The organism is Pseudomonas fluorescens (assembly GCF_902497785.1).
GTDB classification, from domain to species: Bacteria; Pseudomonadota; Gammaproteobacteria; order Pseudomonadales; family Pseudomonadaceae; genus Aquipseudomonas; species Aquipseudomonas fluorescens_BO.
In genome coordinates this window covers 101,855-119,199 of sequence record NZ_CABVHK010000005.1, presented here as the reverse complement: position 1 = coordinate 119,199, position 17,345 = coordinate 101,855, and the positions used below count along the sequence as shown (strand labels likewise).

Sequence of the window (17,345 nt, the reverse complement as noted above, 5' to 3'; positions counted from 1 at the left end):
TCAAGATCAAGAGATCGCAGCCTTCGGCAGCTCCTACACGGGACCGGCGTAGGAGCTGCCGAAGGCTGCGATCTTTTGATCTTTTGATCTTCAAGCCGCGAGCTGACGACCGGCAATCGCCAGCGACGCCGCCAACATCGCCCGCAACAACACCGCACACCCTGCCGCCAAGTCATCCGGGGCGGCGTTTTCGATTTCGTTGTGGCTGATGCCGCCCTCGCAGGGTACGAATATCATTCCGGCGGGGCCGAGTTCGGCGAGGAAAATGGCGTCGTGCCCTGCCCCGCTGACGATGTCCATGTGCGACAAACCCAGCCCTTGCGCTGCGTTTCGCACGGCCTCTACGCAACCTTTTTCAAAGTACAGCGGCGGGAAGTCGGCAGTGGGCGTGAGCTCGAAGGTCAGGCCGTGTTCTTCGCAGGTGGTTTCGATGACTTCGCGCACTTCCGCGATCATCGAATCCAGGCGCGCCGGCTCCAGATGACGGAAGTCCAGGGTCATGCGCACTTCGCCGGGGATGACGTTGCGCGAGCCGGGATAGGCTTGCAGGCAACCGACGGTGCCGCAGGCGTGGGGTTGATGACCGAGGGCGGCGCGGTTGACGGCGCCGACGATCACCGCAGCACCGACCAGTGCGTCCTTGCGCAGGTGCATTGGCGTCGGGCCGGCGTGGGCTTCAACGCCGCGCAGTTTCAGATCGAACCATTTCTGGCCGAGGGCGCCCATGACGACGCCGATGGTTTTGCGTTCGTCTTCGAGGATCGGGCCTTGTTCGATGTGGGCTTCGAAGTAGGCACCTACAGCGTGCCCGCTGACGTGGCGGGGTCCGGCGTAGCCGATGGCGTTCAGGGCTTCGCCGACGGTGATGCCCTCGGCGTCGACTTTGGCCAGGGTTTCTTCAAGGGTGAATTTTTCCGCGAACACGCCAGAGCCCATCATGCACGGAGCGAAGCGCGAGCCCTCTTCGTTGGTCCAGACCACCACTTCCAGCGGCGCTTCGGTCTCAACGCCGAGGTCGTTGAGGGTGCGCAGGACTTCGACGCCGGCGAGTACGCCGAAGCAGCCGTCGAACTTGCCGCCGGTGGGTTGGGTGTCGATGTGGCTGCCGGTCATCACTGGCGGCAGGTTCGGGTTGCGACCGGGACGACGGGCGAATATGTTGCCGACGGCGTCGATGCTGACGGTGCAGCCAGCCTCCTCGCACCACTTGACGAAGATGTCCCGGGCCTGGCGGTCGAGATCGGTCAGGGCCAGCCGACAGACGCCGCCCTTGACCGTGGCGCCGAGTCGGGCGAGTTCCATGAGCGACTGCCACAGGCGGTCGCGGTTGATGTGCTGATGGGTGGATTGCAGAACGTCTGTGGCTGCGTTCATGGGGATCTCCTCAGGCATTTGTTATAGGTTTGTTCAGGCATTTCTTTGCCATCTGAAAGACCGTCATCGCGGGCAAGCCCGCTCCCACAGGGATTGAGGTTATACACAAATGCTGTGTACACCCGATTCACTGTGGGAGCGGGCTTGCCCGCGATGAGGCCAGAATTCACACCGCAGATTTAGCGGCAGACAGATCAGGCCGCATCGAGCACAACCCGTAATAAATCACCCCACCCAGCGCCGAGCCGGTAAACCAGCCATAGCTGTAAAACCAGCTGAACGCATCGCTGCCCAGCGACAACAGCGTCAACACCACCGGCACGCCGAACGCGATAAATCCAAACCAGTTCCACGCCGGATAAACGTCATCCCGGTACAGCCCGGCCAGGTCCAGTCGCTGTTTCTTGATCAGGAAATAGTCCACCACCATGATCCCGGCAATCGGCCCGAGCAGGCTGGAATACCCCAGCAGCCAGTTTGAATAGACCGTTTCCAGGCTGACGTCCGAGACAATCAACCCGAGCTTTTTCAGCAGCTCGTGGGCCATTAGTACCAGGCCGACCAGGCCGGTGAGCAACACCGCTTTGGTGCGGTTGATCACCTTCGGCGCGATGTTCTGGAAGTCGTTGGTCGGGGACACAATGTTGGCGGCAGTGTTAGTGGACAGCGTGGCGATGATGATCAACGCCATGGCCAGCGCCACCCACACCGGGCTCTGGATATGACCGATCAAGGTCACCGGATCGGACACGGTCACGCCCACCAGTTTCACCGAGGCGGCGGTCATCACCACGCCCAGCGAGGCGAACAGAAACATGGTCAGTGGCAGGCCGATGATCTGCCCGACGATCTGGTCTTTCTGGCTCTTGGCGTAGCGGCTGAAGTCGGGAATGTTCAGCGACAACGTGGCCCAGAATCCGACCATTGCGGTCAGCCCGGCGGCAAAGTAACTGACCACGCTCGCCCCTTCGGGACGCTTGGCCGGGATCGCCAGCAATTCGCTCATCGAGACGTTTGGCATGGCCCAGACCAGCAGGCCCACGCCGACCAGCACCAGCAATGGCGCGGACAAGGTTTCCAGCCATTTGATCGACTCGGCACCACGAATCACCACCCACAGGTTCAAGGCCCAGAACACCATGAAGCCGATCACTTCACCGGTGCCACCGAGGGATTTCCAGCCCTCGAACACCGAGCCCAGAAACAGGTGAATCGCCAATCCGCCGAACATCGTCTGGATGCCGAACCAGCCGCACGCCACGAGCGCGCGAATCAAACAGGGAATGTTGGAGCCGAGAATGCCGAAGGATGAGCGCAGCAACACCGGGAATGGAATGCCGTATTTGGTGCCGGGGAAAGCATTCAGCGTCAGCGGAATCAACACGATGATGTTGGCGAACAGAATCGCGACCAGCGCTTCGCCGACGCTCAGGCCGAAATACGCGGTGAGCACGCCGCCGAGGGTGTAAGTCGGAACGCAGATCGACATGCCCACCCACAGCGCCGTGATGTGCCATTTGTTCCAGGTTCGTTCACGCACCTTGGTCGGCGCCATGTCGTGGTTGTATCGGGGACTGTCGAGGACGTCACTGCCGGCTTCGAGCTCGAACAAGCCGTCGCGCTCGGTCACTTGCGATCTGATCTGGTGCATGGCCGCTCCACTGTTCTTTGAATTATTTTTTGCTCATCAGGAACAACCATAGACCATCCTCAAGCGGCTGATTTCACATAAGAAACCTTGACCATTTTTATAAACTGTCAAGTGCGTCAAATTATTGAGGCGAGTCTTAATTGTGCTGATTTGAATTTATTATTCTTATATTTCATATAGTTAAACCAGATATAAGCTTATAAAAAATATTCTTGCTCTATCTCATAACTCATACTAGCTTCTATTCCTGACAGCGTTGACAGGAATACACCTCTTTGCGCTGGCTTCATATAAAACATTTAGAACCGGCACCAGTCGGTCAATGCCTGCGAGGAACTCGGAATGTCTCTGTTGATCCGTGGCGCCACCGTAATGACCCATGATGAAAGTTATCGCGCCGACGTCTATTGCGCCGACGGCGTGATCAAAGCCATCGGCGACAATCTTGATGTTCCAGCGGGCGCCGAAGTGCTCGACGGCAGCGGGCAATACCTGATGCCCGGCGGCATCGACCCGCACACCCACATGCAACTGCCCTTCATGGGTACCGTGGCCAGTGAAGACTTTTTCAGTGGCACGGCGGCCGGTCTGGCCGGTGGTACCACGTCGATCATCGATTTCGTGATTCCCAATCCGCAGCAGTCGTTGATGGAAGCCTTTCATCAGTGGCGCGGATGGGCCGAGAAGTCGGCGTCGGATTACGGTTTTCATGTCGCGATTACCTGGTGGAGCGAACAGGTGCGCGAGGACATGGGTGAGTTGGTCAGCCACCACGGGGTCAACAGCTTCAAGCATTTCATGGCCTACAAGAACGCGATCATGGCCGCCGATGACACGCTGGTGGCGAGCTTCGAACGCTGCCTGGAATTGGGTGCGGTGCCGACCGTGCATGCGGAAAACGGTGAGCTGGTGTATCACCTGCAACGCAAGTTGATGGCCCAGGGCATCACCGGGCCGGAAGCGCATCCGCTGTCACGCCCCTCGCAGGTAGAAGGTGAAGCCGCGAGCCGGGCCATCCGGATCGCCGAGACATTGGGCGCGCCGCTGTATCTGGTTCACGTGTCGACCAAGGAAGCCCTCGACGAAATCACCTATGCGCGCAGCAAGGGCCAACAGGTCTACGGTGAAGTGTTGGCCGGCCATTTGCTGCTGGACGACAGCGTCTATCAACACCCGGACTGGCAGACCGCCGCCGGTTACGTGATGAGCCCGCCCTTCCGTCCTCGTGGCCATCAGGAAGCGCTTTGGCACGGTTTGCAATCGGGCAACCTGCACACCACCGCGACCGATCATTGCTGTTTCTGCGCCGAGCAAAAAGCTGCGGGGCGGGACGATTTCAGCAAGATCCCGAATGGCACCGCCGGTATCGAAGATCGCATGGCGCTGTTGTGGGATGAAGGCGTGAACACCGGGCGTTTTTCGATGCAGCAATTTGTGGCGCTGACCTCCACTAACACCGCGAAGATTTTCAACCTTTACCCGCGCAAAGGCGCGATTCGCGTGGGCGCGGATGCGGACCTGGTGTTGTGGGACCCCGAGGGCACACGGACGATTTCGGCGAAGACCCATCACCAGCAAGTCGACTTCAACATCTTCGAAGGCAAGACCGTGCGCGGGGTGCCGAGCCATACCATCAGCCAGGGTCGTGTGGTGTGGGCCGATGGTGATCTGCGGGCTGAGCGCGGGGCCGGGCGCTATGTCGAACGGCCGGCGTATCCGGCGGTGTTTGATTTGCTCAGCAAGCGGGCGGAGTTGAACAAGCCTCTGGCAGTGAAACGCTGAGAGCGGCCTTCGGCCTATCGCGAGCAAGCTCGCTCCCACAGGGATCTGCGGCGTTCACAGAACCTGTGGGAGCGAGCTTGCTCGCGATAGGGCTAGCACAGGCGACAAAAAAACCACTGCCCACCAGAGGCAGCACCTCAAATAACCGTGAGGCCAACACCGTGATCAATACTTTGAACCACCTCCCGCACCCCTACGAAAACGCGGCCGCCCTCGCCGGCCATTTCACCGATCTGGCGCCGCCACTCAACGAACGTCAAGCGCACCTGGAAGCCTCGCGCTGCCTGTATTGCTACGACGCGCCGTGCGTAAATGCCTGTCCGAGCGACATCGACATTCCCTCGTTCATTCGCAATATCCATCAGGACAACGTCCAGGGCGCGGCGCAGAAGATCCTCTCGGCGAACATCCTCGGCGGCAGTTGCGCCCGGGTCTGCCCGACAGAAATCCTCTGCCAGCAAGCCTGTGTGCGCAACAACGCCCATGAATGCGCGCCGGTGCTGATCGGTCTGTTGCAACGCTACGCCTTGGACAACGCGCACTTCAGCGAACATCCCTTTTCCCGCGCCGCCGCCACCGGTAAACGTATCGCCGTGGTGGGCGCGGGCCCGGCCGGTTTGTCCTGCGCCCATCGCAGTGCAATGCACGGCCATGACGTGGTGATTTTCGAAGCGCGGGAAAAGGCGGGCGGCCTCAATGAGTACGGAATCGCCAAGTACAAACTGGTGGACGATTACGCGCAGAAGGAGCTGGATTTTCTACTGCAGATCGGTGGCATCGAGATCCGTCACGGGCAAAAACTCGGTGAAAACCTGACCCTCAGCGAGTTGCATCAGCAGTTCGACGCGGTGTTTCTTGGTCTCGGCCTCAACGCCAGCAAACAACTCGGGCTGGCCGATGAGGAGGCGCCGGGGCTGCTGGCCGCCACCGATTACATCCGCGAATTGCGCCAGACCGATGACCTGACGCAACTGCCGCTGGCCAATCATTGCATCGTCCTCGGCGCCGGCAACACCGCCATCGACATGGCCGTGCAAATGGCTCGCCTCGGGGCTCGCGACGTGAATCTGGTGTACCGCCGCGGTGTCGAGGACATGGGCGCCACCCACCACGAGCAGGACATTGCCAAAGCCAATCAGGTGCGGCTGCTGACCTGGGCGCAACCCGAAGAAGTCTTGCTGGATGAGCTAGGTCATGTGCGCGGCATGCGCTTCGCTCGCACCCATCTGATTGAAGGCCGTTTGCAAACCACCGGCGAAACCTTCGAACTCGCCGCCGACGCGATCTTCAAAGCCATCGGCCAGGCGTTCGACGGCAGCGCCCTCGCCGACCCGCTGGCCCGGGAACTCAAGCGTCAGGGTGATCGGATCGAGGTGGATGAACACCTGCGCACCAGCATTCCCGGCGTCTATGCCGGCGGCGACTGCACCAGCCTCGATCAGGACCTCACCGTGCAAGCCGTGCAGCACGGAAAACTGGCCGCCGAGGCGATCAACGCTCAACTGATGCTCAATGTGGAGGCTGCGTAAATGGCTGATCTTTCGATTGTCTTCGCCGGCATCAAATCCCCCAACCCGTTCTGGCTCGCCTCCGCACCGCCCACCGACAAGGCCTACAACGTGGTCCGCGCCTTCGAGGCCGGCTGGGGTGGCGTGGTCTGGAAAACCCTCGGTGAAGACCCGGCGGCGGTCAACGTGTCGTCGCGCTACTCGGCGCACTTCGGGGCCAATCGCGAAGTGCTGGGCTTCAACAATATCGAGCTGATTACCGACCGTTCGCTGGAGATCAACCTGCGAGAAATTACCCAGGTCAAAAAGGACTGGCCGGACCGCGCAATCATCGTGTCGCTGATGGTGCCCTGCGTCGAAGAATCCTGGAAACACATCCTGCCGCTGGTGGAAGCCACTGGCGCCGATGGCATCGAATTGAATTTCGGTTGCCCCCACGGCATGCCGGAACGGGGCATGGGCGCGGCGGTCGGCCAGGTGCCAGAGTATGTCGAGCAGGTCACGCGGTGGTGCAAGACGTATTGCTCGCTGCCGGTGATCGTCAAGCTCACGCCGAACATCACCGACATCCGCGTCGCGGCCCGCGCGGCCCATCGCGGTGGTGCCGACGCGGTGTCGCTGATCAACACGATCAACTCGATCACCAGCGTCAATCTGGAGCGCATGGTCGCCAATCCCACCGTCGGCAGCCAGAGCACTCATGGCGGTTACTGCGGTTCGGCGGTGAAGCCGATTGCCTTGAACATGGTCGCTGAAATCGCTCGTGATCCACAGACGCATGGCCTGCCGATCTCTGGTATCGGTGGCATCGGCAACTGGCGCGACGCGGCGGAATTCATCGCGCTGGGCTGTGGCTCGGTGCAGGTGTGCACGGCGGCGATGCTGCACGGTTTCCGGATTGTCGAAGAGATGAAGGACGGCTTGTCACGCTGGATGGACAGTCAGGGTTACGCCAGCATTTCGCAATTTTCCGGGCGCGCGGTGGGCAACACCACGGACTGGAAGTATCTGGACATCAACTATCAGGTGATTGCGAAGATCGATCAGGAGGCGTGCATTGGCTGTGGCCGTTGCCACATTGCCTGTGAAGACACGTCGCACCAGGCGGTCGCGAGCATCAAGCAGGCGGACGGCACGCACAAGTACGAAGTGATCGATGATGAATGCGTGGGCTGCAATTTGTGCCAGATCACCTGCCCGGTGCAGGACTGCATCGAGATGGTGCCGATGGAGAATGGCAAGCCGTTTCTGGACTGGAACCATGATCCTAGGAATCCCTATCATGTAGCTGTCTGAACGGACGACATCGCGGGCAAGCCCGCTCGCACAGTTTTCTCGGTGTGCAGGAGATGTGTGAACGACACCGAACCTGTGGGAGCGGACTTGCCCGCGATGAGGCCAGTTCGGGCACCGCAATCGCGATACCTATCAGTTCTGCTAGTAGACGCCCCCCGGAATATATTCGAAGCTGATAGGCACTCAGTTCGTCATCGGAACGTAGCCATGTCCACCTCATCATTGAAGGCAGTTCGCCGCTATTTTTACGATCCGCTGGATCGGCTAACGGGCGAGACGGCGCTGGACGGCGGTATAACGCAGCGTTTTTACCAGAACGACAATCTGAGGACCGAGTTAGGGGGACAGACGCAGCGAACGATTTTTCGCAACGAAATTCAGTCGCTGGCCCAACACCAAAGTGACGCGGCTGCGAGTGAAACCACGCTACTGGCGACGGATCAGGCGAACTCTCCGTTGCAGGCACTTTCATATAACCGTTCCCGGCAAATTGTCTATAGTGCTTACGGCCATCATCTGACCGACAGTAATTTAATTTAATAGCCCGGACGAGTTGGGACCTTTCGATGAGCTCGCGGGACTTAATCCGTATGCTTATTGTAAAGGGGACCCTGTTAATTTTTTTGATCCTACGGGAAATGGCCCCACTGTCATTGTGGAGATGGTCAAAAAAGTCCTGACTAACACTCGACCAAGGCCATCAGCAATTGTCAAAAACCCTAAATTCAAAGCTCCACGCAGCTCCGCCGCAGCGTTGGAAACCAGATCGTTGGGTGCTCCCCAAGCCTCGGATTCATCACCGGCATCAATTTCAACACTGGCATCCCAACAACCTCCATTCGTAAAGCCACGAGGGCGTACCGCGGCTCAGATAAAAAAAGATTTGCTCGAAGAATCCGCACGCTACAAAGATTACATTATTAAAAACCCGCAGACTCAATTGCCCGACACCGCCAACATTAGAACAATTGTAGAAAAAATTAAAAACGATAGGCTTCTATTAGGCCAGCAAGCAAAAGAAGGGGCAGCAAAAACACTTGAGGCTATAAGCGCCAGGATCCGCTATAGCGAATTACAATTACATACCGCTGCGTTCACAGAAATAAAAAAACGCATGCTACAGATTCGCGACAGTTAATCGAACCACAATACATGCATGTTTTTCATTCAAGGCTCCAACCCGATCCCGCGCAATATCACACTCGTCACTGTCTGCACTGCCCGCTCAAACTGCATATCCGACAGCGGCTGATGATCATTCAGAATATTCACCTGATGATCAAAGTCCGCATAGTGCTGGGTCGATGCCCAGATCATGTACAACAGGCTCGAAGGCTCCACCGGCAAGATGCGTTTGTCGTCCACCCACTGACGAATTTTCGCTTCTTTCATCTTGGCCCAATCGTACAGGCTGGCGTCCAGCGCCACGCCCAGTGTCGGGGCGCCGTGGATGATTTCGTTGGCCCAGACTTTCGAGCCGTGAGGACGGCTGCGGGAGTGGTTCATCTTCGCGCGGATGTAGCTGCTGAGTACCACGCGCGGGTCGTCGAACATCTCGAAGCACAGCGCGTCCTGCTTCCACACTTCCAGCAGATCGAACAGCACCGCGCTGTAGAGTTCGGTCTTGGTGCTGAAGTAGTAATGCAGATTGGAGCGCGGCAGTTGCACCTCGGCGGCGATGTCCGCCATGGCGGTGCCGCCGAAGCCTTTTTCGGCGAAGACCTTTTCGGCCCCCAGCAGGATTTTCTCGACGTTACTGCGGCGAATCCCGATCTTGTGATTGCCCATGAGGGCTCCCTGACACCAGCGTTGCCCAAGACTAGCATCCGCTCTATGCCGCGGCGACAGGCGAGTACCAAACTTCTTTCGCGCGGGTAAACTGTGCGCTTCTTCGAACCTGCCTCTGAGGTATCCACGATGCTTTTCAAGAAACCCCTGACCACCGTCGCCCTGCTCGGCTCACTACTGGGCGCGTCCTCGGTACTGGCCCACGCCCACCTGAAAGAACAGACCCCGGCGGCTGACAGCACGGTGAGTGCACCCGCGGAGTTGCGTCTGGTGTTTTCCGAAGGCGTTGAAGCGACGTTCACCAAAGTCATGATCACCAAGGATGGCGCCAACGTCCCGGTGAAAAGCCTGGCCACCGAAGGCAGCGACAAAAAGACCTTGATCGTGACGCCTGCTGCACCTTTGGCAGCGGGGTCCTACAAGGTCGAATGGCATGCCGTGTCGGTGGACACTCACAAAAGCGAAGGTGCCTATAGCTTCAAGGTTGGCCAGTAATTCATGACGAGCGCGATGGTGTTGTGCCGCTTCCTGCATTTCACCCTGGTGCTGATGCTGTTCGGGATCTGGGTGTTCAGGCCCCTGCTGTTGGGTCGCGAGGCATTGCTGGACCAACCTCTGGCGCGCACCAGCCGCTGGCTCACTGCGGTCGCGCTGGTCAGCGGCATTGGCTGGTTGCTGCTGATCACCGCGAGCATGGCCGGCGCTTCCGAGGCGGCGCTTGATCCGTCGACCTTGCGCCTGGTGCTGAGCAACACATTCTTCGGCCAGGTCTGGCGCTGGCACTTGCTGCTCAACGGCTTGCTGTTGATCGTGTTGCTGACGCCGCTGCGCCATAGCCAGATCTTGCGCCTGACCCTGGGCGGGCTGTTGCTGGCAACGCTGGCACCGGTCGGCCATGGCGCGATGCTCGACGGTCTGAGCGGCCAACTGCTGATCTTCAATCAAATCATTCACCTGACCTGCGTCGGCGCCTGGCTCGGTGGATTGATGCTGTTGGTGATGATCCTGCGCCAACCGGATCACGCCCCTGTCCGCGCGATTTTGCAGCGTTTCAGCGGGGTCGGTTATGCGCTGGTGGCGGGATTGGTGGTGACCGGCATGATCAATGTCCGCGTGTTGACCGGGCAATTCTGGCCAACGCCGCTGTTGTCCGGGTTTGCCTTGATTTTGTTGATCAAGGCCCTGTTGGTGGCGTTGATGCTGGGATTGGCGCTGTTCAATCGGCTGAGGATCAAGGATTGCGAGGCGCGTCTTGCCACGTTGAAAACCAGCGTGATCCTGGAATGGCTGCTGGGCATCGGCGCAGTGGCCGCGGTCTCCCTCCTGGGTACCCTGCCCCCGATGCTTCCAAGCTGAAAACCCGTCCCCCTGTGGGAGCGAGCCTTTGTGGTGAGGGGATTTATCGGAATGCCGCACCACCCCGTTCGGCTGCGTAGCAGTCGCCAATCGAATCCAATCCAGCAATTCAGGCTCAATTTTTGGGGTCGCTTCGCGGCCCTACGGGGATAAATCCCCTCGCCACAGAGGCTCGCTCCCATAATGAACCACTTCACGCGGCAGTCATCGTATAACTTCTGATTGACAATCCCTGAAACACTCGCAAATAATCGCCCCCAATGTTGTACGACGACGTATGACGATTATAAAAACAAGAGAACCAAGGGAGCGTCACAGTGAGCAAACTCGTCTGCAATTCCTCCGTCTGCACCCCTCGTCCCACGTTCAAGCGCCGTCACACCCTGAGCCTGATCGGTTGCAGCAGCCTGGCCATCCTCGCCATGCCCGGCGCCAGCCACGCCGAAGGTTTTGTCGATGACGCCAAAGCCACGCTGAACCTGCGCAACGCCTACTTCAATCGCAACTACACCAACCCGACCTACCCTCAGGGCAAGGCCGAAGAGTGGACGCAAAGTTTCATCCTCGACGCCAGGTCCGGCTTCACCCCGGGCCCGGTCGGATTCGGTGTGGATGTGCTGGGCCTGTACTCGCAGAAGCTCGACGGCGGCAAAGGCACTGGCGGCACGCAACTGCTGCCGATCCACGACGACGGCCGCCCTGCCGATAACTTCGGCCGCATGGGCGTGGCGCTCAAAGGCAAAATCTCGAAAACCGAATTGAAGGTCGGCGAATGGATGCCGGTGCTGCCGGTCCTGCGCTCGGACGACGGTCGCTCGCTGCCGCAAACTTTCCGTGGCGGCCAGGTCACCTCCAACGAGATCAGCGGCCTGACGCTTTACGGCGGTCAGTTCCGCCAGAACAGCCCGCGCAACGACGCGAGCATGGAAGACATGTTCATGAACGGCAAAACGGCGTTCAAATCTGACCGCTTCAACTTCGGCGGCGGCGAATATGCGTTTAATGAAAAACGCACTCAGGTCGGCGTCTGGTACGCGGAGCTTTCCGACATCTACCAACAACAGTATTTCAACCTGAGCCACAGCCAGCCCATCGGTGACTGGACCCTCGGCGCCAACCTCGGCTACTTCATCGGCAAGGAAGACGGCAGCGCCTTCGCCGGCGATCTCGACAACAAAACCGCCTTTGCCATGCTCTCGGCCAAATACGGCGGCAACACCTTCTATGTCGGCCTGCAAAAACTCAGCGGCGATGACGTCTGGATGCGCGTCAACGGCACCAGCGGCGGCACCCTGGCCAACGACAGTTACAACTCCAGCTACGACAACGCCAAGGAAAAATCCTGGCAGCTGCGTCACGACTACAACTTCGTCGCGCTCGGCATTCCCGGCCTGACACTGATGAACCGCTACATCAGCGGCGACAACGTGCATACCGGCGCCATCACCGACGGCAAGGAATGGGGCCGTGAATCGGAACTGGCCTACACCGTACAGAGCGGCGCGCTGAAAAACCTCAACGTGAAATGGCGCAACGCAACCATCCGCAAGGACTTCAGCAACAACGAGTTCGATGAAAACCGCATCTTCATCAGCTACCCGATTTCGTTGTTGTAAGGCGCCCGCTACCGGCCGCACTTTACTGTGGGAGTGAGCCTGCTCGCGATGGTGTGTCAGTCGACAGTGTCTTAGCTGACACTCCATCGCGAGCAGGCTCGCTCCCACAAGTGGAGATTGCTTCGTGCAAAGTAACCCTCCGTCATTTTCCACCAAAGTCGCGTTGACAAGACCCGGAAACCCTTACGATACTTCCGCACAGTCGTACGACAACCTACAACGAATTCAACAACAATAATTTCGCGCCCAGGAATTTTCATGACCGCCACTTCCCAAGCCCCTTTCAATCGCCTGCTGCTGACCGGTGCCGCCGGTGGCCTCGGTAAAGTGCTGCGCGAAAGCCTGCGCCCTTACGCCAACGTGATTCGCCTGTCGGACATCGCCAACATTGCGCCGGCCATTGATGATCGCGAAGAAGTCGTGACCTGCGACCTCGCCGACAAACAAGCCGTGCATCAACTGGTTGAAGGCGTGGACGCGATCCTGCACTTCGGTGGCGTTTCCACAGAGCACTCATTCGAAGACATCCTCGGCGCCAACATCTGCGGCGTGTTCCATATCTACGAAGCAGCGCGCCGTCATGGCGTCAAGCGGGTGATTTTCGCCAGCTCCAACCACGTCATCGGTTTCTACAAACAGGATGAAGTGATCGACGCGCACTCCCCTCGCCGCCCCGACAGTTACTACGGTTTGTCCAAGTCCTACGGCGAAGACATGGCCACGTTCTACTTCGACCGCTACGGCATCGAGACCGTGAGCATTCGCATCGGCTCTTCGTTCCCGGAACCGCAAAACCGTCGAATGATGAGCACCTGGCTGAGCTTCGGCGACCTGACCCAATTGATCGAACGTTCCCTGTACGCGCCGAACGTCGGCCACACCGTGGTCTACGGCGCCTCCGACAACAAGAACGTCTGGTGGGACAACCGCTACGCCACCGCCCTGGGTTATGTGCCCAAGGACACTTCTGAAGTGTTCCGCGACAAAGTCGAAGCCCAGCCGATGCCCGCCGCGGATGACCCGGCGATGGTGTATCAGGGCGGTGCGTTTGTCGCGGCCGGGCCGTTTGGCGATTGAGTCACCGCGTTTTCACTTGATCCCCACAACAAAAACCAAGGGAATGAGTTGCCATGCAAGCCGAATTGATTGTCGATGCCCGTAACGCGGTCGGTGAAAGCCCGGTCTGGGTCCCCGAGGAAAACGCCCTGTACTGGGTGGATATTCCCGCCGGGGGCCTGCAACGCTGGAGCGCCGAAACCGGCCATGTTGCGGCCTGGACCGCGCCGGAGATGCTCGCCTGCATCGCACGCCATCGCGACGGCAGCTGGGTGGCCGGGATGGAAAGCGGATTTTTCCGCCTTCAGCCGCACAACGACGGCAGCCTCGACAGCGAACTGCTGGCCCGCGTCGAACATGCCCGCAGCGACATGCGCCTGAACGATGGTCGCTGCGACCGTCAGGGGCGCTTCTGGGCCGGCAGCATGGTGCTCAACATGGGCGCCAACGCGGCCGAGGGCACGCTCTATCGCTACAACGCCGGGCAACACGGGCCTGTCGACGCGCAACTCTCGGGATTCATCGTGCCCAATGGCCTGGGCTTCAGCCCGGACGGGCGGACGATGTACCTGTCTGACTCGCACCCGTTGATTCAACAGATCTGGGCCTTCGATTACGACATCGACAGCGGCACGCCGTCCAACCGGCGGCTGTTTGTCGACATGAATCAATTCCCCGGCCGCCCCGACGGCGCCGCCGTAGACGCCGACGGTTGCTACTGGATTTGCGCCAACGACGCCGGGCTGATTCACCGTTTCACCCCGGATGGCCGTCTCGATCGTTCCCTGGAAGTGCCGGTGAAAAAACCCACCATGTGCGCCTTCGGTGGCAGTCGGCTGGACACGCTGTTCGTGACCTCGATCCGCCCCGGTGACGACCAGGATGAACAGTCGCTGGCCGGCGGCGTTTTCGCCCTCACCCCCGGCGTCAAAGGGTTACCGGAACCTCTCTTCAACCACTAGCTGCAACCGCTCCTGCTGCACCGCTGCGCCTTGAATGAATACAAAAAAAATAACAACACTGGAGACAACCTCATGGACTTCAAACGCACCTTGCTCGCCGCTGCACTCCCGCTGGCCTTCACGCTCAGCAGCGTCGCGCACGCACTGGAACTGAAAATCGCCGACATCCACCCCGCCGGTTACCCGACCGTGGTGGCGGAAGAACAAATGGGCAAGACCCTGACGGCCGACAGCAACGGCGCACTGACCGTCAAAATGTTCGCCGGCGGCGTGCTCGGTTCGGAAAAGGAAGTGATCGAGCAGATGCAGGTCGGCGCGATCCAGATGGCACGCGTCAGCCTCGGCATTGTCGGGCCCGTGGTGCCGGACGTGAACGTGTTCAACATGCCGTTCATCTTCCGCGACCAGGCGCACATGCGCGCCGTCATCGACGGTGACGTCGGCGACGCCATCCTCGACAGGATCACCGACTCCGAATTCGGCCTGGTGGCCTTGGCCTGGATGGACGGCGGCACGCGCAACCTCTACACCAAGAAACCGGTGCGCAGCCTGGCCGACCTCAAAGGCATGAAAATTCGCGTGCAAGGCAACCCGATGTTCATCGAGACCATCAACGCCATGGGCGGCAACGGCATCGCGATGGACACCGGCGAAATCTTCAGTGCGTTGCAGACGGGCGTGATCGACGGCGCGGAAAACAATCCGCCGACCATGCTGGAGCACAACCACTATCAGAACGCCAAGTTCTACAGCCTGACCGGTCACCTGATCCTGCCTGAGCCGATCGTGATGTCGAAAATCACCTGGGAAAAACTCACCCCCGAGCAGCAGACGCTGGTGAAGAAAACCGCCAAGGCTGCACAAGCTCAGGAACGCACCTTGTGGGATGCAAAATCCGCCAGCAGTGAAGCAAAACTCAAGGCGGCGGGCGTCGAGTTCATTGCCGTCGACAAGAAGCCTTTCTATGACGCCACGGCCGACATTCGCGCGAAGTACGGCGCACCTTATGCCGATTTGATCAAGCGCATCGAAGCCGTTCAGTAACCCTCCCTGCATTCAAGAAAGGCCCGGCGCCGCTGACGTTGGTGTACGTCAGCGCGCGCCCGGTTACGGTGGAACCCGATGAAGAATCTGCTGCTACGTATCAACGACAGGATCTACATGACCTGCATCTGGGTGGCCGGCCTGTCAGTCCTGGCTATTTCCCTGATCATCCCTTGGGGCGTGTTCGCCCGTTACGTCCTCGGCACCGGCTCGAGCTGGCCGGAGCCCACTGCAATTTTGCTGATGATGGTGTTCACCTTCATCGGCGCGGCCGCCAGTTATCGCGCCGGCGCGCACATGGCGGTGGCGATGCTCACCGACCGCATGGCGCCTGAAATGCGCAAGACCATGAGCATTGTTTCCCAGTTGTTGATGGCGACCATTTGCCTGTTCATGGCGATCTGGGGCACCAAACTGTGCATGTCGACCTGGAACCAGTTCATGAGCGCCCTGCCCACCTTGCGCGTCGGCATCACGTACATGCCGATCCCGATTGGTGGCGTGCTGACGTTGATTTTTGTCCTGGAAAAACTCTTGCTCGGTGACCAGAGCAACCGTCGGGTCGTGCGTTTCGACCTGGTTGAAGAAAGCGAAGGTGCCGCATAAATGGACGCTCTGATTCTGCTGGGCAGTTTTATCGCTTTGATCCTGATCGGCATGCCGGTCGCCTACGCATTGGGCTTTGCCGCACTGATCGGGGCGTGGTGGATCGATATCCCGTTCCAGGCGCTGATGATTCAGGTCGCCGGCGGCGTGAACAAATTCTCCCTGCTGGCGATTCCGTTCTTCGTCCTGGCAGGCGCGATCATGGCCGAGGGCGGCATGTCCCGCCGGCTCGTGGCGTTTGCCGGTGTGCTGGTCGGTTTTGTGCGCGGCGGGCTGTCGCTGGTCAACATCATGGCCTCGACCTTCTTCGGCGCGATCTCCGGCTCGTCGGTGGCGGACACCGCTTCGGTGGGTTCGGTGCTGATTCCGGAAATGGAACGCCGTGGCTATCCACGGGAGTTCGCCACTGCGGTGACCGTCAGCGGCTCGGTACAAGCGCTGCTGACCCCGCCGAGCCACAACTCGGTGCTCTACTCGCTGGCTGCGGGCGGCACGGTGTCGATTGCCTCGCTGTTCATGGCCGGCGTTGTCCCGGGCCTGTTGATGAGCGCATGCCTGATGGTGCTGTGCCTGATCTTCGCGAAAAAGCGCAACTACCCCAAGGGCGAAGTCATTCCGATGCGCCAGGCGCTGAAGATCTGCGGCGAAGCCATGTGGGGTCTGATGGCGATGGTCATCATCCTCGGCGGGATTCTCTCGGGCATTTTCACCGCGACTGAGTCGGCGGCGATTGCGGTGCTCTGGTCGTTCTTCGTGACCATGTTTATCTACCGCGACTACAAGTGGAGCGAACTGCCGAAATTGATGCACCGCACAGTGCGCACGATTTCGATTGTGATGATCCTGATCGGCTTCGCGGCGAGCTTCGGCTACATCATGACGCTGATGCAGATCCCGGCAAAAATCACCACGATGTTCCTGACCCTGTCGGACAACCGTTACGTGATCCTGATGTGCATCAACGTCATGCTGCTGTTGCTCGGCACCGTGATGGACATGGCGCCGCTGATTCTGATTCTGACGCCGATTCTGATGCCAGTGATTCTGGGCATCGGCGTGGACCCGGTGCAGTTCGGCATGATCATGCTGGTGAACCTGGGGATTGGATTGATCACACCGCCGGTGGGCGCGGTACTGTTTGTGGGGTCGGCCGTGGGTAAAGTCAGTATCGAGAAAACCGTTAAGGCGCTGCTGCCGTTCTATGGCGTGCTGTTCCTGGTACTGATGGCCGTGACCTACATTCCGGCACTGTCGCTGTGGTTGCCGCATCTGGTGTTGTAAACCGCTAAAAAGATCGCAGCCTGCG

The 17,345-nt window shown here is 59.4% G+C and carries 16 protein-coding genes; 13 read left to right on the top strand and 3 right to left on the bottom strand.

The annotated features are described in order from the left end of the window. Positions 1 to 90: 90 nt before the first annotated feature. Positions 91 to 1,374 carry a Zn-dependent hydrolase gene (locus F8N62_RS09175; RefSeq protein ID WP_150710664.1) on the bottom strand — a complete coding sequence of 428 codons (1,284 nt, stop codon included), beginning with the start codon at positions 1,372 to 1,374 and terminating at the stop codon, positions 91 to 93. A 166-nt stretch (positions 1,375 to 1,540) separates the two neighbouring features. Next, entirely contained in the window at positions 1,541 to 3,025 is a 1,485-nt protein-coding gene (locus F8N62_RS09170) for an NCS1 family nucleobase:cation symporter-1 (RefSeq protein ID WP_150710663.1), read from the bottom strand. A 342-nt stretch (positions 3,026 to 3,367) separates the two neighbouring features. Here F8N62_RS09170 and hydA point away from each other — a divergent pair, with 342 nt between their 5' ends. The 5 genes from hydA to F8N62_RS09145 all read left to right on the top strand — a co-directional run bounded on the left by hydA (position 3,368) and on the right by F8N62_RS09145 (position 8,749). Further along, complete coding sequence (hydA, locus tag F8N62_RS09165) at positions 3,368 to 4,807, top strand: dihydropyrimidinase (RefSeq protein ID WP_150710662.1); 1,440 nt, start codon at positions 3,368 to 3,370, stop codon at positions 4,805 to 4,807. 161 nt (positions 4,808 to 4,968) lie between these two features. After that, positions 4,969 to 6,336, top strand: a complete 1,368-nt coding sequence (locus F8N62_RS09160; protein ID WP_150710661.1) for an NAD(P)-dependent oxidoreductase — start codon at positions 4,969 to 4,971, stop codon at positions 6,334 to 6,336. Continuing rightward, a complete protein-coding gene (gene preA / locus F8N62_RS09155; protein WP_150710660.1) occupies positions 6,337 to 7,611 on the top strand; it encodes an NAD-dependent dihydropyrimidine dehydrogenase subunit PreA in 1,275 nt (424 codons plus the stop codon). A gap of 207 nt (positions 7,612 to 7,818) precedes the next feature. Then, positions 7,819 to 8,151 (top strand): hypothetical protein, encoded by a 333-nt coding sequence (locus F8N62_RS09150; RefSeq protein WP_150710659.1) that lies wholly within the window; start codon positions 7,819 to 7,821, stop codon positions 8,149 to 8,151. Between the two features lie 121 nt (positions 8,152 to 8,272). After that, entirely contained in the window at positions 8,273 to 8,749 is a 477-nt protein-coding gene (locus F8N62_RS09145; RefSeq protein WP_150710658.1) for a hypothetical protein, read from the top strand. Positions 8,750 to 8,778: 29 nt separating this feature from the next. Here the strand turns inward: F8N62_RS09145 and F8N62_RS09140 are convergent, their stop codons facing one another. Continuing rightward, a complete protein-coding gene (locus F8N62_RS09140) occupies positions 8,779 to 9,399 on the bottom strand; it encodes a TetR/AcrR family transcriptional regulator (protein ID WP_150710657.1) in 621 nt (206 codons plus the stop codon). 129 nt (positions 9,400 to 9,528) lie between these two features. Here F8N62_RS09140 and copC point away from each other — a divergent pair, with 129 nt between their 5' ends. The 8 genes from copC (at position 9,529) to F8N62_RS09100 (ending at position 17,320) form a co-directional block, all read left to right on the top strand. Next, positions 9,529 to 9,894: a copper homeostasis periplasmic binding protein CopC gene (copC, locus tag F8N62_RS09135; RefSeq protein ID WP_150710656.1), complete on the top strand. Its 366-nt coding sequence runs from the start codon at positions 9,529 to 9,531 to the stop codon at positions 9,892 to 9,894. 3 nt (positions 9,895 to 9,897) lie between these two features. After that, a complete protein-coding gene (copD, locus tag F8N62_RS09130) occupies positions 9,898 to 10,755 on the top strand; it encodes a copper homeostasis membrane protein CopD (protein WP_150710655.1) in 858 nt (285 codons plus the stop codon). A gap of 317 nt (positions 10,756 to 11,072) precedes the next feature. Continuing rightward, complete coding sequence (locus tag F8N62_RS09125; RefSeq protein WP_150710654.1) at positions 11,073 to 12,371, top strand: OprD family porin; 1,299 nt, start codon at positions 11,073 to 11,075, stop codon at positions 12,369 to 12,371. Between the two features lie 258 nt (positions 12,372 to 12,629). Continuing rightward, complete coding sequence (locus F8N62_RS09120; protein WP_150710653.1) at positions 12,630 to 13,448, top strand: NAD-dependent epimerase/dehydratase family protein; 819 nt, start codon at positions 12,630 to 12,632, stop codon at positions 13,446 to 13,448. A gap of 53 nt (positions 13,449 to 13,501) precedes the next feature. Continuing rightward, positions 13,502 to 14,389, top strand: a complete 888-nt coding sequence (locus tag F8N62_RS09115) for an SMP-30/gluconolactonase/LRE family protein (protein WP_150710652.1) — start codon at positions 13,502 to 13,504, stop codon at positions 14,387 to 14,389. A 72-nt stretch (positions 14,390 to 14,461) separates the two neighbouring features. After that, complete coding sequence (locus F8N62_RS09110; protein ID WP_150710651.1) at positions 14,462 to 15,433, top strand: TRAP transporter substrate-binding protein; 972 nt, start codon at positions 14,462 to 14,464, stop codon at positions 15,431 to 15,433. 78 nt (positions 15,434 to 15,511) lie between these two features. After that, positions 15,512 to 16,039 (top strand): TRAP transporter small permease, encoded by a 528-nt coding sequence (locus F8N62_RS09105; RefSeq protein WP_150710650.1) that lies wholly within the window; start codon positions 15,512 to 15,514, stop codon positions 16,037 to 16,039. After that, positions 16,040 to 17,320, top strand: a complete 1,281-nt coding sequence (locus tag F8N62_RS09100; protein ID WP_150710649.1) for a TRAP transporter large permease — start codon at positions 16,040 to 16,042, stop codon at positions 17,318 to 17,320. Positions 17,321 to 17,345 lie beyond the last annotated feature (25 nt).

Coding starts and splice junctions, on each gene's coding strand:
- F8N62_RS09175 (WP_150710664.1), bottom strand. CDS start 1,374: ATGAACGCAGCCACAGACGTTCTGCAATCCACCCATCAGCACATCAAC.
- F8N62_RS09170 (WP_150710663.1), bottom strand. CDS start 3,025: ATGCACCAGATCAGATCGCAAGTGACCGAGCGCGACGGCTTGTTCGAG.
- hydA (WP_150710662.1), top strand. CDS start 3,368: ATGTCTCTGTTGATCCGTGGCGCCACCGTAATGACCCATGATGAAAGT.
- preA (WP_150710660.1), top strand. CDS start 6,337: ATGGCTGATCTTTCGATTGTCTTCGCCGGCATCAAATCCCCCAACCCG.
- F8N62_RS09150 (WP_150710659.1), top strand. CDS start 7,819: ATGTCCACCTCATCATTGAAGGCAGTTCGCCGCTATTTTTACGATCCG.
- F8N62_RS09145 (WP_150710658.1), top strand. CDS start 8,273: ATGGTCAAAAAAGTCCTGACTAACACTCGACCAAGGCCATCAGCAATT.
- F8N62_RS09140 (WP_150710657.1), bottom strand. CDS start 9,399: ATGGGCAATCACAAGATCGGGATTCGCCGCAGTAACGTCGAGAAAATC.
- copC (WP_150710656.1), top strand. CDS start 9,529: ATGCTTTTCAAGAAACCCCTGACCACCGTCGCCCTGCTCGGCTCACTA.
- copD (WP_150710655.1), top strand. CDS start 9,898: ATGACGAGCGCGATGGTGTTGTGCCGCTTCCTGCATTTCACCCTGGTG.
- F8N62_RS09120 (WP_150710653.1), top strand. CDS start 12,630: ATGACCGCCACTTCCCAAGCCCCTTTCAATCGCCTGCTGCTGACCGGT.
- F8N62_RS09115 (WP_150710652.1), top strand. CDS start 13,502: ATGCAAGCCGAATTGATTGTCGATGCCCGTAACGCGGTCGGTGAAAGC.
- F8N62_RS09110 (WP_150710651.1), top strand. CDS start 14,462: ATGGACTTCAAACGCACCTTGCTCGCCGCTGCACTCCCGCTGGCCTTC.
- F8N62_RS09105 (WP_150710650.1), top strand. CDS start 15,512: ATGAAGAATCTGCTGCTACGTATCAACGACAGGATCTACATGACCTGC.
- F8N62_RS09100 (WP_150710649.1), top strand. CDS start 16,040: ATGGACGCTCTGATTCTGCTGGGCAGTTTTATCGCTTTGATCCTGATC.